This window comes from Cellulomonas xiejunii, assembly GCF_024508315.1.
GTDB lineage: Bacteria > Actinomycetota > Actinomycetes > Actinomycetales > Cellulomonadaceae > Cellulomonas > Cellulomonas xiejunii.
This window is the reverse complement of record NZ_CP101987.1, coordinates 2258745-2276060: the sequence shown is the minus strand read 5'-3', so window position 1 is coordinate 2276060 and position 17316 is coordinate 2258745. Positions and strand designations below refer to the sequence as shown.

The 17316-nt window shown below is 74.2% G+C and carries 16 protein-coding genes; 6 read left to right on the top strand and 10 right to left on the bottom strand.

The window, feature by feature from the left end; genetic code table 11:
- Positions 1–34 precede the first annotated feature (34 nt).
- The 3 genes from NP048_RS10390 (at position 35) to NP048_RS10380 (ending at position 3570) form a co-directional block, all read left to right on the top strand.
- Positions 35–1330 carry an endo-1,4-beta-xylanase gene (locus NP048_RS10390; RefSeq protein WP_227575540.1) on the top strand — a complete coding sequence of 432 codons (1296 nt, stop codon included), beginning with the start codon at positions 35–37 and terminating at the stop codon, positions 1328–1330.
- Between the two features lie 88 nt (positions 1331–1418).
- The gene (locus NP048_RS10385) at positions 1419–2723 is read left to right on the top strand and encodes an MFS transporter (protein WP_227575539.1); all 1305 of its coding nucleotides are present in this window, start codon (positions 1419–1421) and stop codon (positions 2721–2723) included.
- A 7-nt stretch (positions 2724–2730) separates the two neighbouring features.
- The gene (locus NP048_RS10380; protein WP_227575538.1) at positions 2731–3570 is read left to right on the top strand and encodes a TrmH family RNA methyltransferase; all 840 of its coding nucleotides are present in this window, start codon (positions 2731–2733) and stop codon (positions 3568–3570) included.
- A 24-nt stretch (positions 3571–3594) separates the two neighbouring features.
- On the opposite strand, the gene NP048_RS10375 is transcribed toward NP048_RS10380, so the two are convergent.
- The 5 genes from NP048_RS10375 to NP048_RS10355 form a co-directional block, all read right to left on the bottom strand.
- A complete protein-coding gene (locus tag NP048_RS10375; protein WP_227575537.1) occupies positions 3595–4221 on the bottom strand; it encodes a DUF1349 domain-containing protein in 627 nt (208 codons plus the stop codon).
- A gap of 208 nt (positions 4222–4429) precedes the next feature.
- On the bottom strand, positions 4430–5005 hold the full coding sequence (locus NP048_RS10370) for a YbaK/EbsC family protein (protein ID WP_227575536.1): 576 nt from the start codon (positions 5003–5005) through the stop codon (positions 4430–4432).
- A 46-nt stretch (positions 5006–5051) separates the two neighbouring features.
- Entirely contained in the window at positions 5052–5594 is a 543-nt protein-coding gene (locus NP048_RS10365) for a YbhB/YbcL family Raf kinase inhibitor-like protein (RefSeq protein WP_227575535.1), read from the bottom strand.
- Positions 5595–5634: 40 nt separating this feature from the next.
- Positions 5635–7338: a SulP family inorganic anion transporter gene (locus NP048_RS10360; protein WP_227575534.1), complete on the bottom strand. Its 1704-nt coding sequence runs from the start codon at positions 7336–7338 to the stop codon at positions 5635–5637.
- A gap of 1 nt (position 7339) precedes the next feature.
- Positions 7340–7696: an ArsR/SmtB family transcription factor gene (locus NP048_RS10355; RefSeq protein WP_227575533.1), complete on the bottom strand. Its 357-nt coding sequence runs from the start codon at positions 7694–7696 to the stop codon at positions 7340–7342.
- Between the two features lie 260 nt (positions 7697–7956).
- Here NP048_RS10355 and NP048_RS10350 point away from each other — a divergent pair, with 260 nt between their 5' ends.
- The 3 genes from NP048_RS10350 to NP048_RS10340 are packed head-to-tail and all read left to right on the top strand — an operon-like array spanning position 7957 to position 13926.
- Positions 7957–8763, top strand: a complete 807-nt coding sequence (locus tag NP048_RS10350; RefSeq protein WP_227575532.1) for a hypothetical protein — start codon at positions 7957–7959, stop codon at positions 8761–8763.
- Complete coding sequence (locus NP048_RS10345) at positions 8760–10448, top strand: DNA polymerase Y family protein (RefSeq protein ID WP_227575531.1); 1689 nt, start codon at positions 8760–8762, stop codon at positions 10446–10448. The genes NP048_RS10350 and NP048_RS10345 overlap by 4 nt, the downstream gene beginning before the upstream one ends.
- Entirely contained in the window at positions 10441–13926 is a 3486-nt protein-coding gene (locus NP048_RS10340) for an error-prone DNA polymerase (protein ID WP_227575530.1), read from the top strand. The genes NP048_RS10345 and NP048_RS10340 overlap by 8 nt, the downstream gene beginning before the upstream one ends.
- 21 nt (positions 13927–13947) lie before the next feature.
- On the opposite strand, the gene NP048_RS10335 is transcribed toward NP048_RS10340, so the two are convergent.
- From NP048_RS10335 to NP048_RS10315, 5 genes are all read right to left on the bottom strand, one after another.
- Positions 13948–14274, bottom strand: coding sequence for a type II toxin-antitoxin system HicB family antitoxin (locus tag NP048_RS10335; RefSeq protein WP_227575529.1), 327 nt, complete (start codon positions 14272–14274; stop codon positions 13948–13950).
- Positions 14271–14522 (bottom strand): toxin HicA, encoded by a 252-nt coding sequence (locus tag NP048_RS10330; protein WP_227575528.1) that lies wholly within the window; start codon positions 14520–14522, stop codon positions 14271–14273. The genes NP048_RS10335 and NP048_RS10330 overlap by 4 nt, the downstream gene beginning before the upstream one ends.
- A gap of 288 nt (positions 14523–14810) precedes the next feature.
- A complete protein-coding gene (locus tag NP048_RS10325; protein WP_227575527.1) occupies positions 14811–15374 on the bottom strand; it encodes a GNAT family N-acetyltransferase in 564 nt (187 codons plus the stop codon).
- Between the two features lie 219 nt (positions 15375–15593).
- On the bottom strand, positions 15594–16646 hold the full coding sequence (locus tag NP048_RS10320) for a Fic family protein (RefSeq protein ID WP_227575526.1): 1053 nt from the start codon (positions 16644–16646) through the stop codon (positions 15594–15596).
- Positions 16647–16786: 140 nt separating this feature from the next.
- Positions 16787–17233, bottom strand: coding sequence for a hypothetical protein (locus tag NP048_RS10315; protein ID WP_227575525.1), 447 nt, complete (start codon positions 17231–17233; stop codon positions 16787–16789).
- Between the last annotated feature and the right edge of the window lie 83 nt (positions 17234–17316).

Here is a 17316-nt window from a genome sequence, read left to right as displayed (position 1 = left end):
CCGACCGCTTCGTCCCCCTGTCCTGAGGAGCCGCATGACCCCCCCGCCGAACACGTCCGCAGCCGTGGCCAGTGCGGCCGTCGCCGATCCCGGGGTCGCGCACCGCACCCGGACGCGGACGGTGCAGCTGCTCGACCCGGCAGGCAGGCCGCTGGTCGGGTCGTCCGTCACCGTGGAGCAGACGGGCCACGACCTCGGCTTCGGGTGCATCGGGTTCGACGAGGTGCACCGTGCGGGGCGTCGGCTCGCGGGCAAGCCGTTCACGGCGGCGGAGGAGGAGCTGCACGAGCGGCTCGACGCCCTGTGGTTCGACCTGTTCGACACCGCGACGCTGCCGTTCTACTGGGGCACGTTCGAGCCGGAGGAGGGCAAGCCGCGCACCGCTGCGCTGCGTGCCGCGGCCGAGCACTTCGTCTCACGCGGTGCCCGCGTCAAGGGCCACCCCCTGGTCTGGCACACGGTCGCCCCGCAGTGGCTCGTGCCCAAGCCCGACGACGAGGTGCTGCGGCTGCTGCGCGCCCGCGTCCAGCGTGACGCGTCGGAGTTCGCCGGGCTCGTCGACACGTGGGACGCGATCAACGAGGTCGTGATCATGCCGGTCTTCACCAAGGACGACAACGCGGTGACGCGCGTCGCCAAGACCGTGGGCCGTGTCGGGATGGTGCGCCTGGCGTTCGAGGAGGCGCGGGCGGCCAACCCGTCGGCGACGCTGCTGCTCAACGACTTCGACATGTCCGCGGACTACGAGCACCTCATCGAGGAGTGCCTCGCCGCCGGCATCCGCATCGACGCACTGGGGCTGCAGAGCCACATGCACCAGGGCACGTGGGGCAAGGAGAAGACGCTCGACGTCCTCGAGCGCTTCGGCCGGTTCGGCCTGCCGCTGCACTTCACGGAGATCACCCTGATGTCCGGTGACCTCATGCCGAAGCACCTCGACGACCTGAACGACCACCAGGTCGAGCAGTGGCCCAGCACGCCCGACGGCCTCGAGCGCCAGGCGCAGGACGCGGTCGAGCTGTACTCCACGCTCGTCGCCGACCCGCGCGTGCAGGTCATCACGTACTGGGGGCTCTCGGACCACGGCATGTGGCTCAACGCGCCCGGTGGTCTCGTGTTCGCCGACGGGACGCCCAAGCCGTCGTACGACGCGCTGCGCGGCCTGATCCGCGGGCAGTGGTGGCTCGCGCCGACCACGGCGGTGACCGACGACGAGGGACGGGTGCAGGTGTCGGGTCTGCCCGGCCGCTACGCGGTGGAGGCGCACGGCACCCGGACCGAGGTCCAGGTGGGTGACGACGCCGCCGAGGTCGCCGTCACCGTGCGATGACCCCTACGGGGACCGGTCCGCGGTGCGGCGCACACCGCAGACGGGTGCGGGCTGAGTCCCGCGGTGCCCGGTGACCGATGCTCCTCCCATGCCACCGCTGCGCCCGCGGCTCGTCCGGGACCGTCTCACGCTCGGCCTCTACACCCCGTTCGTCGTGTGGGGCTGGTTGCTGTACAGCTTCAACCCCTCGGTGCCGCTGCTGGCTGACGAGCTCGGTGTCACCGCTGCGCAGGCGGGCCTGCACGGGACCGCGATGGCCGTCGGCGGGCTGGCGGCCGCGCCGCTGACGCCGCGCGCGGTCCGTCGCTTCGGTCGGCGCGCGACGATCGTCGTCGCCCTGGTGCTCGTGGCGGTGGGCGTCACGGGCCTGCTGCTCGGCCCGACCCTGCCGTGGACGCTGACGGGCATGTTCGTCACCGCGGTGGGTGGGAACGTGATGATCGCCTCCACGCAGGTCGGGGTCGCGCAGCACGCGGGTCCCGCTGCGTCGGCAGCCATCACGGAGGCCAACGGTGTGGGCTCGTCCGTCGGTCTGGTCGGGCCGATCGCCGTCGGGGCGTGCGTCGCCGCCGGGTGGGGCTGGCGCCCGGGCGTGGCGGTGACGGCGGTCCTGGCCGTGGTGACGGCGCTGGTCATCAGCCGTCTGCCCGCGACGCCGGCGTTGCCTCGGTCGTCGGTCCGGGGGGGACGGGGGGACGCGGCGGACACCGCGCCGACAGGGCGTGCGGACGTGTCGGACGCGGCACCCGTTCCGAGCGCCCCGGACGGACCCCAGGTCGACGGGACCGCCGACCGGTCGACGCCGGGCGGGTCCCGATTCTCGCGTCACGCGGCGCCGCTCTTCCTCGCGGCGCTCGTCGCCGCGATCGCGCTCGAGAACGCCACGACGTACTGGGCGACGGACCTCGTGCTGGCGCGCACCGACGCCGGGGCGGGCATCGCGACGGCGACGACCGCCGGTCTCGTCGCGGGCATGTCGATCATGCGGTTCATCGTCGGGCCGCTCTCGCTGCGGGTGCACCCGGCGCACCTGCTCGCCGGCTCCTTCGCCCTCGCCATCGCCGGGTGGGCGCTGCTGTGGACCGCGACGGACGTCGGGGTGGCACTGACCGGCCTGGTCGTCGCGGGGTTCGGCTACGGCGCGCAGTACCCGCTGGGCGTCGCGCTGCTCCTGGCGGTCTCGCCCGGGCAGGGCGACCGCGCTCAGTCGCACGCGACGCTCGCGGGGGCTCTCGCGATCGGCGTCGCGCCGTTCCTGCTGGGTGCGCTCGCCGACGCGTTCGGCACGCACCAGGCGTTCCTGCTCGTGCCCGTCGTGGCAGCGACGGGTGTCGTCGTCGCCCTCCTCGGTGCCCGGGCCGTGCGCCACCCGGCGCAGGCCGACCTGGGATGATGGCGCGGTGCTGCGCCCCGACGTCCAGTCCGTCACCGACCGCGACGACCCCCGGCTGACGGACTACGTCGGCCTGACCGACGTGGCGCTGCGCATGCGCGTCGAGTCAGCGAACGGCTTGTACATGGCCGAGAGCTCGACGGTCCTGGGGCGTGCGCTGCGCGCCGGCCACCGCCCGCGCTCCGTGCTGCTCGCACCGCGCTGGCTGCCCGACCTCGAGAAGATGCTCGCGGACACCCCCGGTGACGGGTCCGTGACCGTGTACGTCGCTGCCGAGCCGGTGCTGGAGGCCATCACCGGCTTCCACGTGCACCGTGGTGCTCTCGCGGCGATGCACCGGCCCGCGCTGCCGGCCGTCGCGGACGTGCTGGCGTCGGCGCGCCAGGGCGCCGGGGCCAGGCGCGTCGCGGTGCTCGAGGACCTCGTCGACCACACGAACGTCGGGGCCGCCTTCAGGTCCGCCGCGGCGCTGGGCGTCGACGCCGTGCTCGTCACCCCGCGCTGTGCCGACCCCCTGTACCGGCGCTCGGTGCGCGTGTCGATGGGCGCGGTGTTCCAGGTGCCGTGGACGCGGATCAGCCCGTGGCCCGAGGGGATCGCGACGTTGCGCGACGCGGGGTTCGTCACGGCGTCGCTCGCGCTGGCCGACGACGCGGTGACGCTCGACGACCTGGTCGCGGACCCGCCGGAGCGGCTCGCGCTCGTGCTCGGCACCGAGGGGGACGGGCTCAAGCCGGCGACGGTCGCCGCGGGGGACCTGACGGTGCGGATCCCGATGGCCGGGGGAGTGGACTCGCTCAACGTCGCGGCGGCCGCGGCTGTGGCGTTCTGGGCGACCCGGGTCTGAACGAGCCCCCGGGCCGCCCGCCGCTCAGGATCCGTCGCGCAGGTCACCCAGGCGGGTCGGCGTGAAGCTGATCCGGTCGAACGTCACCGCGCACCCCTCGCCGGTGGGCGACTGACCCTCGAAGCCGACCGTCACCACGCCCTGCGGGTCGTCCAGGGCGAAGTGCCGGACCAGCGACCACCGGGCGCCGTCGAGTGACGCGTGGTACGCGTACGCGGCGCCGATGCGCGAGACGCGCAGCCACACCTGGTTGCCGTCGACCGCGAAGCCGTTCGCGTCGTCGGACACGCCGCGCGTGACGACGGAGACGATGAGCGGGACACCGTCGGGCGAGTACTCGAAGCAGAGCTTGCCCCAGTTCCGGTCGTCGACGTGCAGCAGCAGCACACCGGCGTCGAACGTCGCGGCGAAGTCGACCGTGACGCGAGCAGTCAGCTGGAAGTCGCCCGCGGGCGGGGTGCCCAGCAGCGTGGGGGCGTTGAGGACGCCGTCGGAGTAGAACGAGATGCCGCCGCTCGGGTCGAGGAAGACGTCGGTGCGCGGCGGTGCGGTCACCCGCACGGTGCCCGGCACGTCGTCCACCACCCACGCGGAGCCGGCCGAGGGGGCCAGGTCGAAGGGGACGGCGGGGACGTGCAGGGGTGTCGTCATCGGGGATCTCCTGGAGGTGGTGGGTCGGCCGGTCGGGACCCATCGAGGCCTTCACGCCCGGCCTGGACAGGATCGCACCAGGCGGCGCGATCCTGTCGGCGCCGCGCACCGACCGCGCCCGGTGTCCCGCGAACGGACGCAGGGGCGGCCCCGGCAGGCAGGCGGGACGAGGCGACCGCGGTGGTGACGCGGCCACGTCCCGCGGCCGTCAGCCGAGCGCCAGCCCTGCGACCGCCTCGACGCCCGGGGCGCGCACCAGCAGTGCACCGGGCAGCGCGATCTTCGAGCGGCGCAGACCGCTCCCGATGATGACGGTGCCGCCCGCGTGGGGGTCGTCGTCGGCGACGGCGGCGTCGGCCAGCACCCGGTACCCGGCGGGCAGGCCGAGCGGCGTGATGCCGCCGTACTCCATCTGCGACTCCGCGGTCGCGCGGTCCACCGGCAGGAACGACGCCTTGCGGACGTCGAGCAGGCGCTTGACCGCGTTGTTGACGTCCGCGCGTGTGGTGGCCCGCACGAGGCACGCGGCGGTCCGCTCCTCGCCCGCTCGCCTGCCGGCGACGAGGACGCAGTTGACCGACGCCGACAGCGGCAGCGCGTAGGCCTCGGTCATGGCGGTGGTGTCCGCGAGGTCGGGGTCGATGGCGGCGACGAGCACGGCGTCGGCGACCGCCGGCTCGACGGCGGCCCACCCGCTGATCGCGGCGTGCGTGCTGGTGGCCAGCAGGTCCGGGCGGTCGACGGCCCGCTCCCAGGCGAGCGTCCCCAGTGCGGTGGTGGTCATGCGCGGCAGGCTACCGGCGTCGCGGGAGGGCCGCGGGGTGGCCGGCTCAGCGCTGGTACGTCCCCATGAGGACCGCACGTGCGACGGTGTGGAACACCAGCGCGCAGCTCGCCGCGCCCGAGGTCGTGTCGGGCGTCAGCCCCAGGTCGTCCGTGTCGAGCGCGTGGACCGCGACGTAGTACCGGTGCACCTGGTCGCCCGGCGGGGGAGCGGCCCCGACGTACCCGGCCACCCCGTCGTCGCCGCGCAGGTGGAACGCGCCGGTGGGCAGGCCCGAGCCGTCGGGACGTCCCGCGTCCCGGTCGAGCGACGTGACGTCGGGCGGCAGGCCGAGCACCGTCCAGTGCCACCACCCGGCGACGCCGGGCGCGTCCGGGTCGAAGACGTTCACCGCGAACCCGGCGGTCTGCTCGGGGAACCCGGACCAGGTCAGCTGCGGCGAGACGTTGCGCCCGGCGTCGGTGTTGGTGTGCACGTCAGGGATCGGCGCACCGTGCACCCAGTCCGTGCTGGTCACGGCGAAGGTGGGCACGGGCGGCAGCAACGGGTACGGCTCATGGGCGACGGGGCGTGTCAGGGACGTGGGCACGACGACCTCCGGTCCGTCCCGACGCCGGTCGCCGGGGCGGTCACCCCATCCTGGTCGTCACCTGCGCGCGGCGCACGTGCGAGCGGGCGTGCGCGAGCGCGTCCTGGAGGTCGTCGAACACGTGCTGGTCGTCGCTGAGGGCGCTGATCACGCCCACCCCCTCCGCGAGGCGGCGGTGCTCGGGACGCAGGCCCTTGAGGAGCACGACGATCCCGCGCCGGCGCATGTCCGTGATGATCTCGACCAGCGCGTTGGCGCCGCTCGCGTCGAGCACCCGCACGTTGCCCAGGCGGAGCACGACGACACGGACGTCGCTGACCAGCGCGATCTCGTCGAGGAACCGGCGCACGTCGGCGAAGAAGAGGGCGCCGTCGATGCGGTACACCGCGATGTGCTCGTGCAGCAGCGCGTGCTCGGTGTCCGCGGTGAGGTGGTCCTCCGACTCGTCGTCGAACGGCTCGCGGTGCAGCCCGCTGCTGCGCGCGACCGCGCGCAGGGCGAGGACGGCGGCGGCCGCGACCCCCACCTCGACGGCCATGACGAGGTCGAAGACGACCGTCACGGCCAGGGTCACGCAGAACACCAGCGCCCCGGAGCGGCTCGAGCGGCAGATCGCGCGCATGGTCGGCACGTCGACCATGCGCGCGGCGGTCACCAGCAGCACGCCGGCGAGGACGGACAGGGGGATGCGGCCCACGAGCGGGGCGGCGAGGTAGACGATCGCGGCGAGCACGAGCGCGTGCATGAGGGAGGCCACCCTGGTGCGGCCGCCCGAGCGGACGTTGACGGCGGTGCGGGCGATCGCACCGGTCGCGGGCAGGCCGCCGAACAGGCCGGACGCGACGTTCGCGAGACCCTGGCCGAAGAGCTCACGGTTGGGCCTCGTGCGGCCGATGTCGTCGGCCATCCCGTCCGCGACGCGCGCGGACAGCAGCGACTCGAGCGCCGCGAGGGCCGCGACGGCCAGCGCCGACGAGAACAGCGCGCTGGTGGTCGCGAGGTCGACGACCGGCAGGTGCGGGCCGGGCAGGCCGGAGGGAAGGGCACCGATGCGGTCGACGTCGAGGTGGGCCACCTCGGCGACGAGGGTGGCCGCCACGACGGCGATGAGCGAGGCGGGCAGCCCCTTGCGCAGCCGGGGCAGGACGATCATGACCGCGACGACCAGCGCGACCAGGCCGAGCGGTGCGACGGCCTGGGGCCAGTCCACGGCGCCGATCGTGCTCAGTGCGACGAGGCCCGCGTTCTCGCCGTCCGCGCGTGGCGTGTCGAGGGCGAGCGGCACCTGCTGCAGCGCGATGACGACACCGATGCCGCACGTGAACCCCTCGACGACGGGCCAGGGGATGTAGGCGACGAGTCTGCCGATGCCGAGCACGCCGGCCAGCACGACGATGCCGCCGGCCATGATCGCGACCACCGGCACGGCCTCGGTGCCGTGCCGCGCGACGACGGGCAGCAGGACGACCGCCATGGCCCCGGTGGGGCCGCTGACCTGCAGGTGGGAGCCCCCGAAGATGGCGGCGACGGCGCCCGCGACGATGGCGGTGACCAGTCCGGCGGCGGCGCCCAGCCCGGACGCGACGCCGAAGCCGAGTGCCAGCGGCAGGGCGACGACGGCGACCGTGACACCGGCGAGCAGGTCGTGACGCCAGGAGCGGGGCAGGTCGGTGTAGTCGGAACGTGCGGGGGCCAGCGCACGCACGCGTTGCGCGACGGAGGACGCGAGTGCCTCGACGGTCATCTCATGCCTCGGGTGCGGTCGCGGCGGTGTCGAGCAGGCCCTGGCGGCGCGCGGCGGCGTCGACGAGCACGGTCCGGGCAGCCGTGAGCATGTCGGCGACCGCGGGCAGGGTGAGCGCGTAGTGCACGGCGTTTCCGGTGCGTCGCGCGGTGACGACGCCCGCGCGGCGCAGCACGGCGAGGTGCTGCGACAGGTGGGATGCCTCGAGACCGAGCTCGGTCAGCAGCTCGCTGACCTGCCGGTCGCGGTCGACCAGGAGCTCGAGGGTGCGCACGCGCACGGGGTGGGAGAGGGCTTTGAAGAGCTCGGCCTTGACCTCCGCGAGGGGGCGGTCGTCACCGAGGGCGTGCAGGGGCACAAGAACTCCGAATGATGAGTTGATGGAACCGTCAAATCATAGACCTGCCGAGGAGTGGCCCGAGGTACTCGGTGCGCGGGGTGGTTCACCCGCACGAGGCGGATTGACACCTCCCGGGTGTCGGCGTGTACTGGCATGATCGAACACATGTTCGATCCGCTGAGGGTCGGGCAGGCGAACGGCGCCGCGTCCGGCTGCTCACGACGCGAGCCCCGGAGCGGGGCCGGCGTGGTGTCAGGACGCGAGGACGAGGAGCAGACGTGACCGGGACGAGCACCGTCGACCGCGCAGCGCGCGCACGTGCCGCGCTCGCGGCCGCGGAGCTGCGCACCGGTGCGCGCACGGTGCTGTCCACGATGCTGTCCGAGGCGCCCCCTCTCGACGCAGTGGCACCGGACGACGCGGCGGCGCTCGCGGTCGAGGTGCCGCGGACGTCGCTGCTCACCAGCGAACGGCCGCAGCTGCCCGTGCCGCCACCGCTGGCCGACCTGATGCCCGACGGGCTGCGACGCGGCGCGACCACGTCGGTCCTCGGGTCCACGTCACTGGTCCTGGGGGTGCTCGCGCACGCGTGCGCGTCCGGTGCGTGGGCGGTGGCGGTGGGGCACCCGCGACTCGGGCTGCTGGCTGCCGCGCAGGCGGGCGTCGACCTCGCGCGGTTCGCGCTCGTCCCCGACCCCGGTGCGGACGCGGCGCTCGTGCTGGCAGCGCTGGTCGACGGGATCGACGTCGTCCTGGTCGGGCCGGGTGCCCCGCTCGCGGACGCCGACCGCCGCCGCCTGTCCGCCCGCGCCCGCGAGCGCGGCGCCGCGCTGCTGACGACCACGACGTGGCCGGGCGCCGCCGTCGTGCTCGACGCCGGACCGGCGCGGTGGTCGGGCGTCGGTGCGGGGGACGGCCGGCTGCGCACGAGCGAGGTGCAGGTGCGTCGTACGGGTCGGGGCAGCGCCGCCGTCCCCACGGCGGTCGACGTCGTGCTGCCGTTCGCGCCACCGGGTGAGCACGTGCCCCGGGGTCCGGTGCGCCGCCGCACGCGGGCGGCCGGCGGTCTGCGGCTGGTCGGATGAGCACGCGGACGACGGTCGTGTGGGTGCCCGACTGGCCCGTGGTCGCGGCGATGGCGGCCGACGAGGTCCCGGTCGACGCCCCCGCGGCGGTGCACGACGGGCGACGGGTCACCGCGGTGTCGGCGCTCGCGCGCGCCGACGGGGTGCGTCGAGGGATGCGTCGGCGTCAGGCGCAGGGCGTGTGCCCCGAGCTGGTGCTCCTGCCCGCCGACGACGCCCGCGACGTGCGGCTGTTCGAGCCCGTGGCCGCGGCGACCGAGACCGTCGTCGCGGGCGTCGAGGTCGCCCGGCCGGGTCTGCTGCTGCTCCCCGCAGGTGGCGCGGCGCGCTACCACGGCTCGGAGGAGGCCCTCGCGGAACGCATCGTCGACGCGGTCGCCCGGGCCACGGGGCACGAGTGCGGCGTGGGGACGGCCGACGGGCTGCTCGCCGCGGTGCTGGCTGCCCGCTCCGGCGCTGTCGTCGAGCCCGGCGTGTCGGGCGTGTTCCTCGCGCCGCACGGCGTCACCGAGCTCGTGTACGCGACGACCACACCTGAGCAGGCTGCGGAGGTCGCCCGCCTGGTCGACCTGCTGCACCGGTTGGGGTTGCGCACGCTCGGCGCGTTCGCCGCGCTGCCGGCGCCCGACGTGCACGCGCGGTTCGGCCGGCTCGGCACGTGGGCGCGCACGCTCGCGCGCGGTCTTGACGAGCGTCCGCCTGCACGTCGCCGTCCCGAGGCCGACCTGGAGGTGAGCACCGACCTCGACCCGCCGGTCGACCGCGTCGACACGGCGACCTTCGCGGGCCGGCGTCTGGCCGAGCAGCTGCACGCCGACCTCGTCGCCCGGTCCGTGACGTGCGGGCGCCTCCAGGTGTCCGCACGCACGGACGACGGCACCGAGCTCGTGCGCACGTGGCGGACCGACCTGGGCGGGTGGGGTGCGATGGCCGCCGCCCGCATCACCGACCGGATCCGCTGGCAGCTCGACGGGTGGCTCACCGCGTCGGCCGTCGCGACCGCCCGGGACCGGCGGCGCGAGGCGTGGGAGCGGGACCGGGGCGTCGGGTCCGGTGACCGGCGGGTCGACGTGCGCGCGCCCGGCGACGAGGACGACCTCGCCCCGGTCGCGCTGGTCCGGCTGACGCTCACGGCGCTCGACGTCGCCCCCGCCGGTGCGGAGGCGACGCAGCTGTGGGGCGGCCCGTCAGGCGGTGACCTGCGTGCGCACCGGGCGCTCGAGCGTGCGCAGAGCATCGTCGGTGGCCCCGGGGTGCTGACCGCGACGCTGCAGGGCGGCCGTGACGTGCGCGACCAGGTGCACGTGCGGCCGTGGGGTGAGCAGAGCGACCCCCCGCGTCCGGCGGACCGGCCCTGGCCGGGGCGCCTGCCGGACCCCGCGCCCGCGACCGTGCTGGTCGACCCCGTGCGTGTCGAGGTGCGGGGCGTCGACGGTGCGCCCGTGCGGATCGACCGGCGGGGCCGGCTGAGCGGGTCGCCCGGCACCGTGCGTGCGCAGCCCGACGGCGACGACCAAGCCGTGGCCGGGTGGGCCGGGCCCTGGCTGCTGTCCGACCGCTGGTGGTCCCACCCGGGTGCGGCGCCGCAGGTCCGGGGGTACCTGCAGGTCGCGTTCGACGACGGCGGAGCGGTGCTGCTCACGCACACCGACGGGGTGTGGACCTACGAGGCGGACTATGACTGAGGACCGGTTCCCGGGGCGCGTCGTGCACGAGGCCCGCGCGGACTGGCCGCCGCGGTACGCCGAGCTGCACGCGCACTCCGCCTTCAGCTTCCTCGACGGGGCCAGCCAGCCCGAGGAGCTCGCCGCCGAGGCCGCGCGGCTCGGGCAGAGTGCGCTCGCGCTGACCGACCACGACGGGCTCTACGGGGTCGTGCGGTTCGCGCAGGCCGCGCGCGCCGTCGGGCTTCCCACCGTGTTCGGGGCAGAGCTTCACCTGCCCGCACCCGACCCGCGCCGCCACCCGCGCGAGAAGCGACCGGCACCCGGACCGCCGGTCCTCGACGCGCCCACGGGCGTCCCCGACCCGCGCGCGAGCCACCTGCTGGTGCTCGCGCGGGGGCCGGACGGGTACCGCGCGCTGTCGCGGGCGATCGCCGAGGGGCACCTGCGCACCGGGCGCAAGGGCGCCGCGGAGTACCACCTGGAGGAGCTGGCCGAGGCCGCCGCGGGCCAGTGGCTGGTGCTGACCGGGTGCCGTAAGGGCGCCGTGCGGCGGGCGCTGGCCGGGGGCGACCCCTCGGGGGTCCTCGGTGTCGCGCGCGGCGGGATCGAGGCCGCGCGGACCGAGCTGGACCGGCTCGTCGCGCTGTTCGGGCGGGACAACGTGGCCGTCGAGACGACGATGCACGGCGACGCGTACGACACCGACCGCGCCGACGCGCTCGCTCAGCTCGCGGCCGACGCGCGACTGCCGCTGGTGGCGACCGGCAACGTGCACTACGCCACCGAGCGCGACGCGGACCTCGCCCAGGCGCTCGCGGCCGTGCGCTCGCGGTCCTCCCTCGACGACCTCGACGGGTGGCTGCCCGGTGCGCCCGTCGCGCACCTGCGCTCGGCCACCGAGATGCTCTACCTGCACCGCCGGCACCCGAGCGCGGTGACCACGGCGGCGGACCTGGCCGCGGAGTGCGCGTTCGACCTGTCGCTCGTCGCCCCGAGCCTGCCGCCGTACCCGGTCCCCGACGGGCACACCGAGGCGACGTGGCTGCGTGAGCTGGTGCGCCGCGGCGCGCTCGAGCTGTACGGGCCGCCGGAGGCCGAGCGCGTGCCCGGTGCGTACGCGCAGCTGCAGCACGAGCTGCGCGTCATCGAGGACCTGGGGTTCTGCGGCTACTTCCTCGTGGTCTACGAGCTGGTCGAGTTCTGCCGCCGCAACGGGATCATGGCGCAGGGGCGCGGCTCGGCCGCCAACTCCGCGGTCTGCTTCGTGCTGCGCGTCACCGCGGTGGACCCCGTGAAGCACGGTCTGCTGTTCGAGCGGTTCCTGGCGCCCGAGCGCGACGGCCCCCCGGACATCGACGTCGACATCGAGTCCGCGCGCCGGGAGGAGGTCATCCAGCACGTCTACGCCATGCACGGCAGGTCGCACGCCGCGCAGGTCGCCAACGTCATCTCCTACCGGCCGCGCTCGGCGGTGCGCGACGCGGCCCGGGCGCTGGGGTACGACGTGGGGCAGCAGGACGCGTGGAGCTCGTCGATCGAGCGGTGGGGGAGCCTGCGCGGGCAGGAGAAACCGAGCCCGTGGTGGACGTTGACGCGGTCGGGGCCCGTGAGCCCGGAGACGCCGGGACGACCGACCGCCGACAACCACGATGTCGTCCCGGCGCACATGCCGCCGGCCGCGGCGGACACCGAGGACATCCCCGAGCACGTCATCGACCTGGCCGAGCGCTTCCTGCGTCTGCCGCGCCACCTGGGCATCCACTCGGGCGGCATGGTGATGTGCGACCGGCCCGTCATCGAGGTGTGCCCGGTGGAGTGGGCGCGCATGGAGGGGCGCACGGTCCTGCAGTGGGACAAGGAGGACTGCGCCGACGCGGGGCTGGTGAAGTTCGACCTGCTGGGCCTGGGGATGCTCACGGCGCTGCGGCTGGCGTTCACCGAGGTCGAGAGGCACGAGGGCGTCACGCTCGACCTGCACGGGCTGCCGCACGAGGACCCGGCGGTGTACGAGCTGCTGTCCGCGGCGGACACCGTGGGCGTCTTCCAGGTGGAGTCGCGCGCGCAGATGGGGACGCTGCCGCGGCTGCGGCCTTCGACGTTCTACGACATCGTCGTCGAGGTCGCGCTGATCCGGCCCGGGCCGATCCAGGGCGGGTCGGTGCACCCGTACATCGAGCGGGCCCAGGGTCGGCAGAAGGTCACGTACCTGCACCCGACGTTGGAGAAGTCGCTGAGCAAGACCCTCGGTGTGCCGCTGTTCCAGGAGCAGCTCATGCAGATGGCCATCGACGTCGCGGACTTCACGCCCGCGGAGGCGGACCAGCTGCGCCGCGCCATGGGGTCGAAGCGCTCGATGGAGCGCATGGAGGCGATGCGGGCGCGGCTCATGGACGGCATGGCTGCCAAGGGCATCGGGCCGAAGGTCCGCGAGGAGATCTTCGACAAGCTCAAGGCGTTCGCGGACTTCGGGTTCCCCGAGTCGCACGCGTACTCGTTCGCGTTCCTCGTCTACGCGAGCTCGTGGCTCAAGGTGCACCACCCCGCCGCGTTCTACGCCGGCCTGCTCGCGGCGCAGCCGATGGGCTTCTACTCACCGCAGTCCCTGGCCGCGGACGCCCGCCGGCACGGCATCGAGGTGCTGCGCCCGGACGTGCAGGCGTCCGACGTGCTGGCCGTCGTCGAGCGGGTGGGTCCCACGCCGCCGGGTGGTGAGCCGCGCCTGGTGCCGCAACCCAGCGGCACCGGTCCGACCCGACCCGTGGGGGTGCGCACGGGCGAGGGGTCGGTGCGCGCGCTCGCGGTGCGGCAGGGGTTGACGCAGGTGCGGACCATCGGCGAGGACGTCGCCCGCGCCCTTGTCGACGAGCGCACCGCCCGCGGCCCGTTCGCCGACCTGCACGACCTGGTGCAGCGGGTGCAGCTGACCACCGCGCAGCTCGAGGCGCTCGCGACGGCCGGTGCGCTGGACTGCCTCGGGGTGGACCGCCGGGCGGGGTTGTGGGCGGCGGGGGCGCTCGCGCAGGAGGGGCCGGACACCCTGCCGGGGGTGGCCGTCGGTGTGAAGGCGCCGACGCTGCCGGGGCTGTCCGACGTCGAGGTCGCCACGGCGGACGTGTGGGCCACGGGGGTGTCGGTCGACTCCTACCCGACGCAGTTCGTCCGCGAGGGTCTGGACGAGGCCGGTGTGCTGCGCGTCGAGCAGGCGTTCCGCACCGAGGAAGGCCGACGGATCGCCGTCGCCGGCGTCGTCACGCACCGCCAACGCCCGGGCACGGCCGGGGGAGTGACCTTCCTGTCCCTGGAGGACGAGACCGGGCTGCTCAACATCGTGTGCTCCGCCGGGCTGTGGCAGAGGTTCCGGCGGACGGCCCGGACGGCGAAGGCGATGGTCGTGCGGGGGCGGCTGGAGAAGGCGGACGGGGCGACGAGCCTCGTCGCGGAGCACCTCAGTCCGTTGTCGTTGAAGGTGCGCAGCAGGTCGCGGGACTTCCAGTAGCCCTGCCCTGCGCTGTTCGCGTCAGCCTGCCAGCCGGGACGACACCAGACGGTTGAGCGAGACGCCCTGCTCGGCCGCCTCCGTCGCGAGCCGGCGGTGGACCTCGGGCGGGATGCGCACCTGGAAACGTCCGGAGTACACGCGGTCCGCCAGTGGCAACGGCGGGGTCTCACCGCTCTCCGCCATGTCCTCGAGGACGTCCTGCAGGAGCGACTCGATGCCGGACAGTGCCGCGGTGCGGTCCGTGTCGATCCACGAGAGCGACGGGAACTCGGCGACGGTCGACACGTAGGCCTCGTCCTCGGCGGACCACGTGATCCGGTACGTGTAGTGGTCGGCGCTCGTCATCGTTCCTCCTGCTCCACCTTCTCGATCGCGGCCAGCACCTGCCGGACCTGGTACGGCTTCGCGGAACCGTGGTCGTCCTGGATGTTCACCCGAGGGTCGCCCTGCCACGGAGTCCTGAAGACCTGGTGCGACGACCCACGCTGACGCGGTTCGCCGAAGTAGTGCCGACAGACCCGCTCGAGGTCCGAGAAGCGCACACCCTGGGGCGAGCGACGCATCTCCGCGACGAGACGTTCAATCGACGGCATGAGTCATGGTGTCACTATTGACACTGGAAGTCACGTGGCCGACGGCCCCTCGCGAGCTGCGCGTGGTGGGGGAGAGGGCACCTAGTTCGCATTAGTGAGGCCGGATGTCCCTCAAGATCGGTGCTTGCGGTCGAGTGTGTCCAGAGCCGGGCGACCCTGCTGTCGACGCGCACGCGGCATCCGCATGGTGGCGGTCGATCGCAGAGAGCTCATCCGCTACCAGCACCTCGAGGGGTGCGGCCGCGCCCCTCGTCACCCCGAGAGATCACAGCCCTGAGGTCTCCTGCGTCATCGCGCTGAAGCACCGGCGATCGACGGTCGGATGGCGGAGTACAGCAGCATGTCCACCCGTCGCCCGCCGACGACCTGCCGGCTGCGCAGCAGCCCTTCACGTTCGTAGCCGGCGTTCTCGGCGGTGCGGGTGGACGCCACGTTCCACGGTTCGATGAAGAGTTCGATGCGGTGCAGCTGGGGGATGGTCCACGCGAACGCGGTGACCGCCGTCAGAGCGCGCGCCGCGATCCCTCGGCCGCGTTCGGTCGGTGCGACGCCGTACCCGGCGGTCGCACGCCCGTGCTCGATGTCGGCGATCCACAGCCCGACCTGCCCGAGCGCACGGTCGTTGTTGGCGTCCGCGACGCAGAACGAGTACCCGGCGCCCGTCACCAGCCGGTAGTGCTGCCGGTCGATCCACTCCTGGGCCTGCTCGGCCGTCGCATCGGCGACCAGTGTGCCGGTCAGGGGCGTGTACGGGTCCGTCGACAGGTTGTGGACCATCCCGACGTCGCGGGGTTCGAACGCCCGCAGGCGGACGCCACCGAACGTCGGGGCGGGCGTCGGCAGCACGAGCATGGGGACAGTGTCGGCGCACTGCCGAACCTCGTCCACGGCTCCGCGCTGGCGATTTCGTGCCTCGAGGATCTGCGCGGTGTCGCCGTGCGAGTCGCACTCAAGGCGGGAAGGTGCCCGCGGACCCGAACCCACCTGTGGGCGTGGATCGCGGTGGCTCTCATCGCGGTCGTTGCCGCGGGCGCGTTCGTCGCGGCTGGGCTCTAGCGCGGCGCTGGCGCGCTACCGCGTGCGCACCACGCTCCACGCCGCGCTGCGGCCCACCCCGTCGACCTCGACCAGTCCTTCGCTCCTCAGCTCGCCGAGGACCAGCCGGATCGTCTGGTCGGAGACCCCGGGCAGCGCGGCCCGGGCGTCGCTCATGCGGAACGAGCGACCTGCGTGCTGCAGCACGTAGGTACGGACGCGCTCCTGCTTGCTCCTGCCGCTGCGCGCGGTGGCGACGAGGGACGAGAGCTCGTCGGAGCAGTCGGCCAGCGCGCGGACCAGGGAGCGCAGCCACGGCCACGGGTCGTGCCGGCCGTCCTGCCAGTCCGCGGTCGAGTCGAGCAGGGCGGTGGCGTGCACGTCGGCGGATCGCGCGATGGCTGCGTCGAGCGACACGTACCGCGCCACGTCGTACCCGGCGTCGTGCAGCAGGCCCGGTGTCAGGGCGCGCGCGAGCCGGCCGTTGGCGGTGGTGAAGGGGCGGATCGCCATGAGGTCGAGCACGAACAGGCCCGTGAGCAGGACCGGGTGGTGGCGGCCGGTGACGAGCGCGCCGCGGTACCGGGCGATCAGCTCGTCGAGGTGGTGCGGGACGTCGGCAACCGCGACCGGGGTGAATCGCTTGACCCGCGCGGAGCGGGGGTCGCGGTCCAGCACGACGCTCTCCACCCGCCGGAGCCGTCCGCCTGGCGTCGGGGTGCGCGCGAGCAGCAGCCGGTGGACCTCCAGGACGAGGTCGACGTCCACGGGTCCCCGACCCTCGCCGGCGACGTGGTCGAACGCGTCGCGGCACCCGGCGAGCTCCTGCTCCTCCCGGCCCTGCAGCCGGTCGACATCTCCCGCGACGATGGCCGCCGCGCGTCGGTGCATCACGACGACCCCGTCGAGAGCGGCGGACGACTCGATGCTCGCGGGGCGTGCGCGGGCGGCCAGGCTCGACAGGAGGCCGGGCAGGACGTCCGGCAGGAGCCCCGCGGAGCCTTGTACCGCGTCCACGACGCGGAGGTCCGTGACGACGTCGAACGGGACGGACCCGATCAGGCCGTCGAGGTCGTCGAACGACTTCACGCTGTCACCGGTCTCCACCAATCATCACAACACGCCCCATAAGTTGGTGAGTTTAGCGTGTGAGTAACAACTATGCGTCCAGAATCGCCAGGAGACGCCGCGTCGTAGCTTTCGCACCGTGCGTCCCCGTGTCGACGCACCTACGACGTGCGCTCGGGCTCCGTGGCGACCTCCACGACGGCGGACGAGCACTCGTCCAGGAAGCAGAGCTCGCTCTCGCCGCAGACCGGGTCGAGGTGCGTGATGCCGACCTCCCACCGCCCCGGCGGCAGGTCGACGGGGACGACTTCGCGCGTGTCGTCGGGGGTGAGCACGACGTCCCCGGCCTCCTCCCAAGCGTCGTCGGAGCCGGCGGGCCGGCTGTGAAGCCGGAACGTCTGGTCCTGGAAGCGGCCCATCGTGACGTCGCTCCACGCCAGGCCGGCGCCCCGCTCGTCGGACACGGCCTCGACCGTGAGGAACGGCGACTCCGGCTGGTTGTCGCAGACCTCGTCGGCGCTGAGCTCGTCGGCGGCGACGTCCGAGCAGCCCGTCAGGGCGGCGAGCAGCACGACCGCCGCCCCCAGCGCACGTCGCACGTCTGCCATGCGGCGCACCCTAGGCGCCGGATCGTCCCGGTTCCGCCCCGGCGGTCGCGAGTCATCCGGACGGCCCAGCCGCCTGCTGGTGC

What these genes read in the sequence shown, in the direction of transcription:
- NP048_RS10390 (WP_227575540.1), top strand. Translation starts at nt 35, where the DNA reads ATGACCCCCCCGCCGAACACGTCCGCAGCCGTGGCCAGTGCGGCCGTC.
- NP048_RS10385 (WP_227575539.1), top strand. Translation starts at nt 1,419, where the DNA reads ATGCCACCGCTGCGCCCGCGGCTCGTCCGGGACCGTCTCACGCTCGGC.
- NP048_RS10375 (WP_227575537.1), bottom strand. Translation starts at nt 4,221, where the DNA reads ATGACGACACCCCTGCACGTCCCCGCCGTCCCCTTCGACCTGGCCCCC.
- NP048_RS10370 (WP_227575536.1), bottom strand. Translation starts at nt 5,005, where the DNA reads ATGACCACCACCGCACTGGGGACGCTCGCCTGGGAGCGGGCCGTCGAC.
- NP048_RS10360 (WP_227575534.1), bottom strand. Translation starts at nt 7,338, where the DNA reads ATGACCGTCGAGGCACTCGCGTCCTCCGTCGCGCAACGCGTGCGTGCG.
- NP048_RS10345 (WP_227575531.1), top strand. Translation starts at nt 8,760, where the DNA reads ATGAGCACGCGGACGACGGTCGTGTGGGTGCCCGACTGGCCCGTGGTC.
- NP048_RS10340 (WP_227575530.1), top strand. Translation starts at nt 10,441, where the DNA reads ATGACTGAGGACCGGTTCCCGGGGCGCGTCGTGCACGAGGCCCGCGCG.
- NP048_RS10335 (WP_227575529.1), bottom strand. Translation starts at nt 14,274, where the DNA reads ATGACGAGCGCCGACCACTACACGTACCGGATCACGTGGTCCGCCGAG.
- NP048_RS10330 (WP_227575528.1), bottom strand. Translation starts at nt 14,522, where the DNA reads ATGCCGTCGATTGAACGTCTCGTCGCGGAGATGCGTCGCTCGCCCCAG.
- NP048_RS10325 (WP_227575527.1), bottom strand. Translation starts at nt 15,374, where the DNA reads ATGCTCGTGCTGCCGACGCCCGCCCCGACGTTCGGTGGCGTCCGCCTG.
- NP048_RS10315 (WP_227575525.1), bottom strand. Translation starts at nt 17,233, where the DNA reads ATGGCAGACGTGCGACGTGCGCTGGGGGCGGCGGTCGTGCTGCTCGCC.